The organism is Candidatus Pyrohabitans sp., from assembly GCF_054014795.1.
This window is the reverse complement of the sequence record NZ_JBPMGE010000018.1, coordinates 25,356-36,475: the sequence shown is the minus strand read 5'-3', so window position 1 is coordinate 36,475 and position 11,120 is coordinate 25,356. Positions and strand designations below refer to the sequence as shown.

17 protein-coding genes are annotated in these 11,120 nt (G+C 52.8%); 12 read left to right on the top strand and 5 right to left on the bottom strand.

The genetic code is table 11. The features are described from left to right. Both ACXJJW_RS02045 and ACXJJW_RS02040 read left to right on the top strand, forming a co-directional pair. On the top strand, positions 1-384 hold a 384-nt coding region (locus tag ACXJJW_RS02045; RefSeq protein ID WP_456474055.1), incomplete at its 5' end, for a universal stress protein. A 3-nt stretch (positions 385-387) separates the two neighbouring features. Further along, a complete protein-coding gene (locus ACXJJW_RS02040) occupies positions 388-786 on the top strand; it encodes a CBS domain-containing protein (RefSeq protein WP_456474054.1) in 399 nt (132 codons plus the stop codon). Here ACXJJW_RS02040 and ACXJJW_RS02035 read toward each other — a convergent pair. Continuing rightward, the gene (locus tag ACXJJW_RS02035; protein WP_456474053.1) at positions 783-1,046 is read right to left on the bottom strand and encodes a PRC-barrel domain-containing protein; all 264 of its coding nucleotides are present in this window, start codon (positions 1,044-1,046) and stop codon (positions 783-785) included. The genes ACXJJW_RS02040 and ACXJJW_RS02035 overlap by 4 nt on opposite strands. Before the next feature lie 96 nt (positions 1,047-1,142). Between ACXJJW_RS02035 and ACXJJW_RS02030 the strand changes: the two genes are divergently transcribed. From ACXJJW_RS02030 to ACXJJW_RS02010, 5 genes are read left to right on the top strand one after another with little or no spacing between them, the layout of a single operon-like run. Next, on the top strand, positions 1,143-2,228 hold the full coding sequence (locus ACXJJW_RS02030) for a CBS domain-containing protein (protein ID WP_456474052.1): 1,086 nt from the start codon (positions 1,143-1,145) through the stop codon (positions 2,226-2,228). Beyond that, positions 2,225-3,670, top strand: coding sequence for an NAD(P)H-hydrate dehydratase (locus tag ACXJJW_RS02025; RefSeq protein ID WP_456474051.1), 1,446 nt, complete (start codon positions 2,225-2,227; stop codon positions 3,668-3,670). Before ACXJJW_RS02030 ends, ACXJJW_RS02025 begins: the two co-directional genes overlap by 4 nt. Before the next feature lie 58 nt (positions 3,671-3,728). Next, positions 3,729-4,268: a TATA-box-binding protein gene (locus tag ACXJJW_RS02020; RefSeq protein ID WP_456474050.1), complete on the top strand. Its 540-nt coding sequence runs from the start codon at positions 3,729-3,731 to the stop codon at positions 4,266-4,268. A 10-nt stretch (positions 4,269-4,278) separates the two neighbouring features. Then, entirely contained in the window at positions 4,279-4,905 is a 627-nt protein-coding gene (locus tag ACXJJW_RS02015; RefSeq protein ID WP_456474049.1) for a translation initiation factor IF-2 subunit beta, read from the top strand. Continuing rightward, positions 4,906-5,601 (top strand): TIGR02253 family HAD-type hydrolase, encoded by a 696-nt coding sequence (locus ACXJJW_RS02010; protein WP_456474048.1) that lies wholly within the window; start codon positions 4,906-4,908, stop codon positions 5,599-5,601. On the opposite strand, the gene ACXJJW_RS02005 is transcribed toward ACXJJW_RS02010, so the two are convergent. Next, a complete protein-coding gene (locus tag ACXJJW_RS02005; RefSeq protein WP_456474047.1) occupies positions 5,588-5,989 on the bottom strand; it encodes a Tfx family DNA-binding protein in 402 nt (133 codons plus the stop codon). The genes ACXJJW_RS02010 and ACXJJW_RS02005 overlap by 14 nt on opposite strands. Positions 5,990-6,101: 112 nt before the next feature. On the opposite strand from ACXJJW_RS02005, the gene hisF reads away from it, so the two are divergent. The 3 genes from hisF to hisH are packed head-to-tail and all read left to right on the top strand — an operon-like array spanning position 6,102 to position 8,400. Further along, positions 6,102-6,902, top strand: coding sequence for an imidazole glycerol phosphate synthase subunit HisF (gene hisF, locus ACXJJW_RS02000; protein WP_456474046.1), 801 nt, complete (start codon positions 6,102-6,104; stop codon positions 6,900-6,902). Then, complete coding sequence (locus ACXJJW_RS01995) at positions 6,899-7,801, top strand: cation diffusion facilitator family transporter (RefSeq protein ID WP_456474045.1); 903 nt, start codon at positions 6,899-6,901, stop codon at positions 7,799-7,801. The genes hisF and ACXJJW_RS01995 overlap by 4 nt, the downstream gene beginning before the upstream one ends. Beyond that, complete coding sequence (hisH, locus tag ACXJJW_RS01990; protein ID WP_456474044.1) at positions 7,798-8,400, top strand: imidazole glycerol phosphate synthase subunit HisH; 603 nt, start codon at positions 7,798-7,800, stop codon at positions 8,398-8,400. Before ACXJJW_RS01995 ends, hisH begins: the two co-directional genes overlap by 4 nt. Positions 8,401-8,427: 27 nt before the next feature. Here the strand turns inward: hisH and ACXJJW_RS01985 are convergent, their stop codons facing one another. Then, positions 8,428-8,655, bottom strand: a complete 228-nt coding sequence (locus tag ACXJJW_RS01985; protein ID WP_456474043.1) for a hypothetical protein — start codon at positions 8,653-8,655, stop codon at positions 8,428-8,430. 158 nt (positions 8,656-8,813) lie between these two features. On the opposite strand from ACXJJW_RS01985, the gene ACXJJW_RS01980 reads away from it, so the two are divergent. Further along, on the top strand, positions 8,814-9,152 hold the full coding sequence (locus tag ACXJJW_RS01980) for a nucleotidyltransferase domain-containing protein (RefSeq protein WP_456474042.1): 339 nt from the start codon (positions 8,814-8,816) through the stop codon (positions 9,150-9,152). A 2-nt stretch (positions 9,153-9,154) separates the two neighbouring features. Beyond that, on the top strand, positions 9,155-9,541 hold the full coding sequence (locus tag ACXJJW_RS01975; protein WP_456474041.1) for a HEPN domain-containing protein: 387 nt from the start codon (positions 9,155-9,157) through the stop codon (positions 9,539-9,541). Here the strand turns inward: ACXJJW_RS01975 and hisA are convergent. Next, the gene (gene hisA, locus ACXJJW_RS01970) at positions 9,525-10,250 is read right to left on the bottom strand and encodes a 1-(5-phosphoribosyl)-5-[(5-phosphoribosylamino)methylideneamino]imidazole-4-carboxamide isomerase (RefSeq protein WP_456474040.1); all 726 of its coding nucleotides are present in this window, start codon (positions 10,248-10,250) and stop codon (positions 9,525-9,527) included. The two genes, ACXJJW_RS01975 and hisA, sit on opposite strands and share 17 nt — an antisense overlap. Continuing rightward, positions 10,247-11,107, bottom strand: coding sequence for an ATP phosphoribosyltransferase (gene hisG / locus ACXJJW_RS01965; RefSeq protein WP_456474039.1), 861 nt, complete (start codon positions 11,105-11,107; stop codon positions 10,247-10,249). Before hisG ends, hisA begins: the two co-directional genes overlap by 4 nt. Between the last annotated feature and the right edge of the window lie 13 nt (positions 11,108-11,120).

The window sequence follows — 11,120 nt, the reverse complement described above, 5'->3', positions numbered from 1 at the left end:
TCGCCGGAGGTTACCATCCTCCGTGTGATACCCAGATTCGAAGAGGAGTATAAAGAGTACAACGAATACTTCGAGGTTTTCAAAGACGACATCCACAGGCTCAGGAAGCTGGGCACGCCAAAGGCTGTGAGCAGGTCGCTTGAGACAGGTGCCAAGATTCTGGAGAAGTACGGAATAAAGGCAAACACAAAGGTGCGCAAAGGGAGAGCAGCTGACGAGATAATAAAGGAGATAGAGGAGGACGATTACAACCTCGTGGTGCTGGCCTCCTACGGCAGCGGTATAAGCAAGTTTATGCTCGGCAGCGTCTCGAGAGAGGTAGTCCATCGCTCAAAGATACCTGTGCTGGTGGTAAAAAGCGGTGCTGGAAGGGCGATGTTTTAGGTGATGGCAATGAAGGAGCTTGCACAGCTAAAGGCGGAGGATGTCATGCTTCCCGCCGAAAAGGTGATAACAGCCTCACCGGAAGACAAAATTGCACTGGCGGATCTGATAATGACGCGCTCAAGTGTGGGCAGCCTACCTGTGGTGGAGGGTGAGAGAATATTCGGCATAGTAACGCAGCGCGACATAATGCTCGCGAAAACCTTTCAGGTGGGTTCCCTGCCTGTGCGGGACCTCATGACCAAGCGTTTAATAGTCGTCAGCAGAGACACGCCCCTCAAGGAGGTTCTCAGACTCATGATAGAGAATAAAATAGAGCGCCTGCCTGTGGTAGAAGAAGGAAAACTCCTAGGGCTTATTGTGCACGGCAGAATACTCAAGGAACTCTACCGCCGCCTCTAAGGCGCTGACTGGGCCGCATAAACGATATTCTTGAGGATTACTATATCCCCCACCGACTTTACCGCCCTGTAGGGCACATTGATGCCCCTAGCTTTATCCACTCCCACCCTCTTCCAGAAGGTATCCTCCACACCGCTTACAAGTATGCCGAGCACCCTGCCTGTCTCGGGGTCGATAACCACGTCGTCGACAGTTCCAACATGTGCTCCATCTTCAGTGAATACCTCCTTACCTGTGACCTCGCTCAGCCTTGAAACCAAGGGAACCACCTCATAAACATGTAAATGGTAATATGGGGCAATGCATATATAAAGCTAATGATGTTTAAATAAATAAAAAAGTTTAGGGTCTGGGTTATGAAGGACAACTACAGGATAGGCAGGATTCTGGGCATCCCACTGGAGCTGCACATATCATTTCTCCTACTTCTCCTATTTTTCTTCGTGTACAGCGCTCTAACCCTGAACCCAGGGCCGTTTATATACATAGTGATGCTCTTTACAACTGTGGCCCTGCACGAGCTCAGCCATTCGCTGGTCGCGCAGCGCTACGGCGTTAAAATCTCCAAGATAACCCTTCTCCCCTTCGGTGGCATCGCCGCCATGGAGGAGATACCCAGAAACCCGAAGAAGGAGTTTGCCATTGCCATCGCCGGCCCCGGATTCAATTTCATCGTGAGCGCCCTGAGCCTTGGAATCATCGCCGCATTTGGCGATTTGAGCAGGATTTTCCCCTTCTTTGAGTTTAAAATAGAGAGCTTTCTTGACCTGCTGCTGGTTTTCTTCAAGGTGAATCTACTTCTCGGCGCCTTCAACCTTTTCATCCCGGCGCTGCCGATGGACGGCGGGCGGGTATTCCGCTCCCTCCTGGCCTTCAAGCTGGGATTTCCAGCAGCAACAGAGATTGCCACAAGTATAGCGAAGCTCATAGCGATTCTGATGGCCCTCACCGGTGCGCTCCTTCCCAACCTCTGGCTGATTTTCATCGCCTTCTTTGTTTACATCGGTGCAACGCAGGAGGGCGAGATGTCGCGAATAAACCTCATGCTTGCAGGCTTAAAGGTCAGAGATTTAATGAGCGAAGATGTTATCAGCGTGGACAAATACATAACCCTGGAGGAGTTTGCTGACATTCTCTTTGAAAAGAAGCACATGGGCTACCCAGTGGTCGATGAAAATAGGCTAGTTGGAATAATCACATTCAGTGATCTGTCGCGGGTGCCCAGGGAGGAATGGGGCATAAGGCGCGTGGGTGATGTGATGACCAGAAAGCTTTTGACCATCTCGCCTGAGGAGGACGCCTCCGAGGCATTTATGCGCATGGCGCGCGCCGGTGTGGGGAGGCTTCTCGTGGTGGACGGCGAAAAGCTTGTGGGGATTATCTCCAAGACAGACCTCCTGCGCACCCTTGAAATAATGCGCCTAATGAGGTTGCAGAGATGAGGATGCTCACCGCTGAGGAGCTGAGAATTCTGGACATAAACAGCGCCTGGCTGGGGGTACCGACGGAGGAGCTGATGGAGAACGCGGGGAGGGCTGTTGCAGAGGAGGTAGCAGAGAGGGTGGAGGTTGAAGGCAAGCGGGTGCTGGTTCTCTGCGGCACAGGAAACAACGGCGGCGATGGTCTGGTAGCGGCGCGCTACCTTGCTCAGATGGGCGCTAGTGTGATGGCGATGCTCCTCGGCGAACCCAGAAGTAGCGCGTCCAAGCAGAAGCTGTCAGAGCTGAGGAGGCTCGGGATCAGGATAAAGCAGTTAAAAAAGCAGAGGCTCAGCGCGGACATAATTGTAGATGCGCTGCTGGGCACCGGTATAAAAGGTGCTGTGCGGGAGCCCTACAGAAGCGTAATCGAGGAGGTGAATAAAAGCGCAGCCCTTAAGGTTTCTGTGGACCTGCCCTCTGGACTCAACGAGGTTGGCGAGGGATACTGCGTCGCCGCTGACCTTGTGGTTACCTTCCATGCGCCGAAGCCGGGTCTTGAGCGCTTTCCCACAATTGTTGTGGATATCGGCATACCAGAAAAGGCCTCACGCTACGTTGGCCCGGGAGATGTGGTGGTCAACCTGCCGGAAAGAAGAAAGGAGGCTCACAAGGGCGACCACGGACGGGTGTTGATTATAGGCGGCAGCATGGAATACCACGGTGCCCCCCTGCTCAGTGCACTGGGGGCGCTTAATGCAGGTGTTGATCTGGTTTATCTGGCGGTGCCCGAGGTAAACTTCGAAGTATCACGCAGCTTCTCTCCTGAGCTCATAGTCAGAGCATACCCGGGAGAGTATCTCTCCATCGAGGCTGTTGCCACGATTGAAGACCTCCTGGAGCGTGCCACCTGTGTGCTTCTGGGCCCGGGGCTTGGGGTTAGAAAGGAAACCGCCAGAGCGGTGCTCGAGATTTTGAGGCGCTGCTCAAAGCCCTGCGTGGTGGACGCCGATGCGCTGAAGGCGCTGAAGGGTGAGCTTCCCATAAAAGGTGCAGAGCTGGTGCTCACCCCCCATGCAGGTGAGTTCAATGTTCTAACAGGTGAGCATCTCCCGCAGAAGCTGGAAGAGAGGTCTGAGGTTGTAAGGAGGTGGAGCAGGCAGCTTGAAAGTGTCATCCTCCTGAAGGGAAGCGTTGACATAGTGGCCTCGCCGGAGGGCAGGGTAAAGTTCAATGAAACAGGCAACCCAGGTATGACCGTCGGCGGCACCGGAGATGTGCTCTCTGGCTTAACAGCAGGCTTAATCGCCCAGGGGATGGGAGTCTACCAAGCGGCATGCTGCTCAGCCTTTATCAATGGCTACGCAGGAGATATGCTCCTCGAGGAGAAGGGCTATGCCTTCACAGCCAGCAACCTCGCAGCGCAGGTCCCTCATGCAGTTAAGCGCATTTTTGATTTTTTATAATTCATTTAAATGGTTATCTATACCCGGTGATAAGGGTATTTATAAAGGAGGTATCTGTATGACAGACGTTGTTATAGAGAATGTTGTGGCTTCAACCTCTCTGGGACAGAAGTTTGACCTCGGGCTGATAACAGTCAATCTGGACCGCGTGGAGTATGAGCCCGAGCAGTTCCCCGGTCTTGTGTATCACCTGGACAAACCCAAGGCGGCAGCGCTAATTTTTGGTTCAGGCAAAATCGTGTGCACGGGTGCGAAGAGCATTGAGGAGGCGCACCTTGCCATAAAGAAGATAATTGAGAAGATAAAGGAGGCGGGCATAGATATAAACTCGGAGCCTGAGGTTGTTATACAGAACGTGGTGGCTACTGCCAATCTCCATGCGGAGCTTAATCTGGATGCGATTGCAATAGCCCTAGATAATACAGAATATGAGCCAGAGCAGTTCCCTGGTCTTGTGTACAGGATGAAGGACCCCAAGGTTGTGCTTCTTCTTTTCGGTTCAGGCAAAATCGTGTGCACAGGCGCTAAAAGTGTGGAAGACGCCGAGCGTGCCACTGAAAATGTAAAGGCCACCCTTAAGGACCTGGGCCTGCTGTAGGGGTTGTGGAATGGAGTACAATTACGAAAAGCTCCTCGAAAAGGCATACGAGGAGCTCCCGGAGAAGGTAAAGGAGCACAAACGCTTCGAAGTTCCCAGGATTTCCTCTATTGTCCAGGGAAAGATTACTGTGGTGCAGAACCTGGCTGAGGTGTCCAAGCTGATAAACCGTCCTCCAGAGATGCTGGTGAAGTATCTCCTCAGGGAGCTTGGCACGGCGGGCAGCCTGGAGGGCCACTACCTGATAATGAAGGGGCAGTTCCGTCAGCAACTGATCCAGGAGAAGTTTGAGGCGTTCCTTGCGCAGTATGTCATCTGCCCCGAGTGCAGTCGCCCAGACACGCGGATAATCAAGGAGGACAGGATAACCCTGCTGAAGTGCGAGGCCTGTGGCTCAAGACACCCCCTCGGTGCAATCCGTGCAGCACCTACGGCGAAGCGCAGCACAAAACCCGAGGTGGGCGAGGAGATTACAGTGCTGATCACCCAGACGGGAAAGCGCGGCGACGGCGTTGCAAAGCTGGGGGAGTACATAATATACGTGAACGGCGCCCGCGAGGGACAGAAGGTAAAGGCGAGAATAACCGGCGTGCACGGCACGCGGATTTTTGCAACCGTTGTAGAGGTACTGAGGTGAATGCTCAGGGCTATTTTTTTTGATATAGACGATACCCTCTACGACAGCACCACCCTTGCAAGGATGGCGAGGCTCAACTCCATACGTGCCATGATCGACGCAGGTCTGGAGGAGCGCGACGAGGAGAGGCTCTACTCCCTGCTGCAGAAGATAATCTCTCGCTTCGGCTCAAACTACCCCAGGCACTATGACGAGCTTTTAAAGGAGCTTGGAATGAAGTGGAACCCCAAGATAGTGGCCGCCGGTGTTGTTGCCTATGAGCACACTAAGTTCGGGTACCTCAAGCCCTTTCCGGGCGTTGTGCCCATGCTCATTGCACTGAAGCAGCATTACAGGCTGGGAGTTATCTCCAACGGCTTGGCGGTGAAGCAGTGGGAGAAGCTGATAAATCTGGGCATACATCACTTCTTCGATGTTGTGGTTACCAGCGAAGAGGTGGGCTGCGAAAAGCCTGAGACAAGGATATTCAACCTGGCGATGCAGAACCTCGGGATAAGCGCGGGGGAGAGTGTTATGGTGGGGGATAGAATAGCAACAGACATTCTGGGCGCCAAGGCGGCAGGCATGGCAACGGTGTGGGTGAGAAGAGGGAAGTACTCAAAGGTGGAGCCGGAGAGCGAGGAAGAGATGCCCGATGCGGTGATTGGAGATATAGTAGAGCTTCAGGATGTGCTACCAAAGCTCAGTCCACAATAACGCGCCCATCCTTGAGGATGGTTATCCTTATTCCCTCCCTCACAACCCTGCCGTCGAGCTTTCCCTTCGCCTCTCGCTCAATCTTCTCAATGAGGGAGAGGGTGTTCTCCTTCACCTTTATTCTGCATTCCGTGGCGCAGGAGAAGACCTTTTTGGGGATGTTGAAAATGTCCTCACCCCTGCCCACCTCGATCATCAGAGGTGCACCTATCTTGTTGAAGAGTGTTAAGGTGCGCGCCGCTTTCTGAATATTCTTCCTGGCCCTGCCTTCAGTGATGCTCACATTGGCGCGGGTTGTGCCCAGAATCTTGGCCACCTGAGCTTGGGTATAGCCCTTGGCGCGCAGCTCAAGTATTTTCGCCTGCGTGGGTGTGAGAAAGGTTTGCATTACCTCCTCTTGCGTAAATGCTGGCATTTAGCTACCCCTGATAAGCTTAGGGCCTCATAGGCTTTTAAAGATTTCGATTCATGTTAGCATCGCAGATTAGTGAGGTGGTAGCTTGCTGACCAAGAGGATAATACCATGCCTGGATGTTAAAGATGGGCGCGTGGTCAAGGGTGTGCACTTCAAAAACCTGCGCGACGCGGGGTCGCCGGTGGAGCTGGCGCGATTTTATGATGAGCAGGGTGCAGATGAGCTGGTGTTCCTGGACATAAGCGCCAGCCACGAGGGCAGAAAGACTATGGTGGAGGTGGTTGAGGCTACTGCAGACCAGGTTTTTATCCCCCTCACAGTTGGCGGAGGAATAAGTGAGGTTGAGGATGTGCGCCGCATCCTCAAAGCCGGCGCGGATAAGACTGCTATTAACACCGCGGCGGTGAAGAACCCGAAGCTTATAACAAGGGCTGCGAGAAGATTTGGCAGCCAGTGCATCGTCGCCGCGATAGATGCAAAGCGTGTTTATGAGGAGCGCGAGGATCGCTACGTCGTGGACACCCCTCAGGGAAGGTGCTGGTTTGAGGTTTACATCTACGGCGGGCGCAGGGACACTGGCATAGATGCAATAGCCTGGGCAAAGGAGGTTGAAGCTCTGGGTGCAGGCGAAATCCTGCTCACCAGCATGGATGCAGACGGCACCAAGATGGGTTTCGACATACCGCTCACCCGCGCTGTGTCCGAGGAAACCCGTGTGCCCGTAATAGCGAGCGGCGGCGCCGGTAAGATTGAGCACTTCTATGAAGCTTTTGCCCAGGGCAAGGCGGACGCCGCGCTGGCTGCAAGTGTATTCCACTACGGCGAGTACACTGTGCAGGACATAAAGGCTTACCTAAAGGCTCGCGGAATAGAGGTGAGGCTTTGAATGGGCATGAAGAGACACTTTCCGCCAGGGAGCTGAGGCTCGCCCTGGTAATTACCCTGGCAATTTTCAGCGTCGAGCTGGTAGGGGGCATAGTATCCAACAGTCTGGCTTTGCTAAGCGATGCCTCGCATGTGTTCAGCGATGCCTTTGCTCTGGCGCTGAGCTTTCTTGCAATAAAGATAGCCGCCCGCCCTCCTAGCCTGGGCCGGACCTTTGGCTTCCACAGGGCAGAGGTGCTGGCTGCGCTTACCAACGGCGTGCTTCTCCTAGTGATAGCCACCGCCATCTCCTACGAGGCCTACCAGCGCTTTTTATCTCCGCCTGAGATAAGGCTCAGGGAGATGCTGGGCGTTGCCATCCTCGGCTTAGCCGCAAACCTGTTTGTGATGTTTCGCCTTCGCAAACATGCTCAGGAGGATATAAACATACGCGGAGCCTTTCTGCATGTGATGGGCGATACACTGGGAAGCGTGGGTGTGATTGCAGGAGGTTTAGCGATTTACCTCACAGGGAATACCATCGCCGACCCGGTGGTGAGCATATTTATAGCTGCGATAGTTGCGATTGGTGCGCTCAGGTTGATAGCCGAGAGCGGGCACATCCTGCTGGAGGGTACGCCGAAGCATGTGGATGTGCTGTCCCTGAAGCGCGCCCTGGAGAGCATCTCGGGCGTGAAGGAGGTGCACGACCTTCATGTATGGGCGATATGCTCCCACATAAATGCGGCGAGCGCCCACATTGCTGTTGAGGACAGGAGGATAAGCCAGCTTGAAGAAATTCGGCGTGAGGTTAATGAAAAGTTTAATGAGCACAGGATAAATCATATAACACTTCAGTTTGAGTGCCTTGGCAGAGAGTGCGGCACCAATTTTTTTAAAGAGAGGAAGGAAGGGATATGAGACCGAGGATTGCAATAGTGGATTACGGTATGGGAAATCTGCGAAGCGCATATCGCGGGTTGGAGCGGGGCGGGGCGAAGCCGGTGATTACAGATAAGAAGGAAGAGCTGGAGGCGAGCGATGCGATTGTTCTCCCCGGGGTGGGCGCCTTCGAAGATGCGATGGCGAATCTCTACCCTCTGCGTGAGGTTATTCTTAGAGAGGCTGAGAAGAAGCCCCTGCTTGGCATCTGCCTGGGGCTGCAGCTCCTGTTCACCTCAAGCGAGGAGGGCGAGGGCAGAGGTCTGGACCTGATAAAGGGCAGGGTGGTCAGGCTACCCTCCAGCGTTAAGATACCCCACATGGGCTGGAATTCCCTGGAGATAAAGCGGAGCTCAGGGTTGCTCGCGGGCATAAAGAACGGGGACTACTTCTACTTTGTCCATTCCTACTATGCCCAGCCAGAGGATGACGTAACTGTGGCCACGACGAGCTACGGGGTGGAGATTCCGGCGGTGGTGGAGAAGGGCAGGGTGTTTGCCACGCAGTTTCACCCTGAGAAGAGCGGAAAGCTGGGGTTGAAGCTGCTGGAAAATTTTGTGGAGATTGCGGGGGGGTAGCTGTCTCTCTGCTCCAGACACGAGGTCTTACTTTAGAATCCTCTCCATGTCCTTCAAATCAAAACAGAAAACTCGCCTGCCCTCAAACTCGTCCATCTTTCTGCTAAAACTTCTGGCAAACACCGCGAAATGCTCCTCTCTCCTGCCATTGCGCCAGTCCACGTATTTTGATTTTTCAACCAGATCCCTGCATACTTTCCCAGGGTTTACCTTTTCCTGCCATTTGCATTCAGCAAAGAGGATTTTCCCTGTCAATAAATTTTAGTATCATGATACTAAGTATTATGATACGAATTAAAAATTTTCTGCGCTCCTATACGCAGAGGCGCCGAGCCGATAATCACGCCGAAGACGTCCATCCCTAATAAACAGCGTTTTTAATTTTTAAGAAAGTTAATATTCACTGAGAGGGCATGGAAAAAATTTTACTGAAGGGGGATAGAGAAACAATCAAAAAGATTAAGAGAATAATTCTGGAGGCGGCTGCAAAGCATGGTGTAGAGGTTGACAGAATCATCCTCTTCGGCTCCCGTGCCAGGGGGGATTTTAAAGAAGAGAGCGACTGGGACGTGCTTGTGGTGACCAAAAAGGAACTGGATAGAAATACAAGGAAAAAGTTATGGCTTGAAATAATAAGAAAGCTGCCGGTTTATGCGGATTTAATAATAGTAAATAAAGAACTTTATGATAATAAATCAAAATATGTAGGAAACATCGCATATGAGTCCAAAATAGAGGGAATTATTATATGAATATGGATAAAGAGGTTGATAGATGGCTTAAAAGAGCGGATACTGATCTGAGAGTTGCGAAAAAGCTTCTGGAGCTCAATGAAGAACCCTGGGTAATAGCTTACCATGCCGAACAGGCTACTGAGAAATATTTAAAGGCTTTTCTGGTTCATGAGCAGAAACGATTCAGAAAAACGCACAACATTAAGGAACTGCTGGATAAATGCATTGAGGCGGACGAAGAATTCGAGAAACTCAGGCAGCTAGATGTGGAATATCTGTCAGAATATGCTACTGAAGTGAGGTATCCTGGTTTCTATGAACCCACCCGTGGGGAAGCTGAAGAGGCGATAAACGTCGCAGATAGGGTTGGGAAGTTCGTCATGGGCAAACTTAAACCTCCAACTTAAGCGCCTCCCTGAAATCAATCTTTCCCATGTAGAGCGCCGAACCTATAACCACGCCGAAGGCGCCCAGGCTTCTGACATTTTTTATGTCCTCCAGGGAAGCGATTCCACCGGAGACGATTATCCTGGCAGGGGTGGCATTCACAACCTCTTTCACAGCGCTCAGGTCCACACCCTGCATTCGCCCTTCAACATTCACATTTGTGAACAGCATCTCGCTGGCGTAGCGGGCAAATTCCTTCGCCGCCTCTGAAGCTCGCCTCCGGGTCTTTTCCTTCCAGCCCTTAATCACCACGTAGCCGTCCCTTGCATCTATGGCGACTGTTATCCTATCCCTGCCGTACTCCTCAGCTAAGGTGCGCAGGATTTGGGGATTTTCCAGCGCCGCCGTGCCCAGAATCACCCTTGCGGTGCCAAGCTCAAGGAAGTGCCTCGCTTCGGCGACGCTCCTTATCCCCCCGCCGAACTGCACGGGTATCCTCAGCTTGGATATAATCTCCTCCACCAGCGGGCGGTTAATCTCGCTGCCCTCTATTGCCGCGTCCAGGTCAACGAGGTGAAGACGCCTTGCGCCGAGGCTCTCCCAGTGCTTTGCCACAGCTAGAGGGTCTTCAAGCTCAACAAGCTTTCTGCCCGGGTCGCCGCCAACAAGCTGCACGCAGCGCCTGTTCTTCAAATCCAGCGCAGGGATTACCAGGAAGCTCATGCTCATTCAATTATCCTCTCAATCGGCAGCACCAGAATATCGCGAGCGCCAAGCTTCTTTGCTCTATTTATTATTGTGTAAACCTCGCCCTCATCCACTACTGAATTTACGGCGTACATGGGCTCTGCCGCTGCAACCTCCGCGATAGTAGGGCCAGCCATTCCGGGCATTATCCTCTTAACCTCCTCCAGTGCCGCCTTGGGTACATTCATCATTATGAGCTTCTTGCGCCGCGCCGCGAGAACACTGGAGAAGGCGGTTATGACCTCCTCCACCTTATCGTGCTTTGCCCTTACCGCATCCCTGTTGCCTATCAGATAGGCGGAGGTTTCCAGGATGGTCTCCACCTCGCGCAGCTTGTTCATCTTCAGCGTTGTACCAGTGCTCACCAGGTCCACGATGAGCTCCGCCAAGCCTATATGCGGAGCAATCTCACAGGCCCCTGAAACTCTAACCACCTTGACCTCAATATCTCTCTCATCGAAGAAGCGGCGCGTGATGTTTGTAAACTCCGTCGCCACACGCAGCCCCTGCCTTATGTCTTCAACCTTCTCTATTCCAGAATTCTCAGGAGCAGCCACCACAAGGCGCGCTCTACCGAAATCTAAATTAAGGAGAAGCTCCACATCGTAGTTTGACTCGACAACCACATCATAACCTGTGATTCCCAAGTCGGCGACGCCATCGAAGACGAACTCGGGTATATCAGCGGCGCGCACAAAGAGCACCTGAATCTCGGGGTCGACGGTGCTCGCAAAGAGACGGCGCTCACCAGAGTTGACCACCATTAGACCTGCGCTGCGCATAAGCTGCATCGCCGGTTCGTGCAACCTGCCCTTATTGGGAACTGCTATCTTTATCATTCTTCAAACCTCG

Excerpts from the sequence above, each read along its gene's own strand:
- ACXJJW_RS02015 (WP_456474049.1), top strand. The coding sequence starts at position 4,279 with ATGGAGTACAATTACGAAAAGCTCCTCGAAAAGGCATACGAGGAGCTC.
- hisH (WP_456474044.1), top strand. The coding sequence starts at position 7,798 with ATGAGACCGAGGATTGCAATAGTGGATTACGGTATGGGAAATCTGCGA.
- ACXJJW_RS02025 (WP_456474051.1), top strand. The coding sequence starts at position 2,225 with ATGAGGATGCTCACCGCTGAGGAGCTGAGAATTCTGGACATAAACAGC.
- ACXJJW_RS02020 (WP_456474050.1), top strand. The coding sequence starts at position 3,729 with ATGACAGACGTTGTTATAGAGAATGTTGTGGCTTCAACCTCTCTGGGA.
- ACXJJW_RS01975 (WP_456474041.1), top strand. The coding sequence starts at position 9,155 with ATGGATAAAGAGGTTGATAGATGGCTTAAAAGAGCGGATACTGATCTG.
- hisG (WP_456474039.1), bottom strand. The coding sequence starts at position 11,107 with ATGATAAAGATAGCAGTTCCCAATAAGGGCAGGTTGCACGAACCGGCG.
- ACXJJW_RS02040 (WP_456474054.1), top strand. The coding sequence starts at position 388 with ATGGCAATGAAGGAGCTTGCACAGCTAAAGGCGGAGGATGTCATGCTT.
- ACXJJW_RS02030 (WP_456474052.1), top strand. The coding sequence starts at position 1,143 with ATGAAGGACAACTACAGGATAGGCAGGATTCTGGGCATCCCACTGGAG.
- ACXJJW_RS02010 (WP_456474048.1), top strand. The coding sequence starts at position 4,906 with ATGCTCAGGGCTATTTTTTTTGATATAGACGATACCCTCTACGACAGC.
- ACXJJW_RS02005 (WP_456474047.1), bottom strand. The coding sequence starts at position 5,989 with ATGCAAACCTTTCTCACACCCACGCAGGCGAAAATACTTGAGCTGCGC.
- ACXJJW_RS01980 (WP_456474042.1), top strand. The coding sequence starts at position 8,814 with ATGGAAAAAATTTTACTGAAGGGGGATAGAGAAACAATCAAAAAGATT.
- hisA (WP_456474040.1), bottom strand. The coding sequence starts at position 10,250 with ATGAGCATGAGCTTCCTGGTAATCCCTGCGCTGGATTTGAAGAACAGG.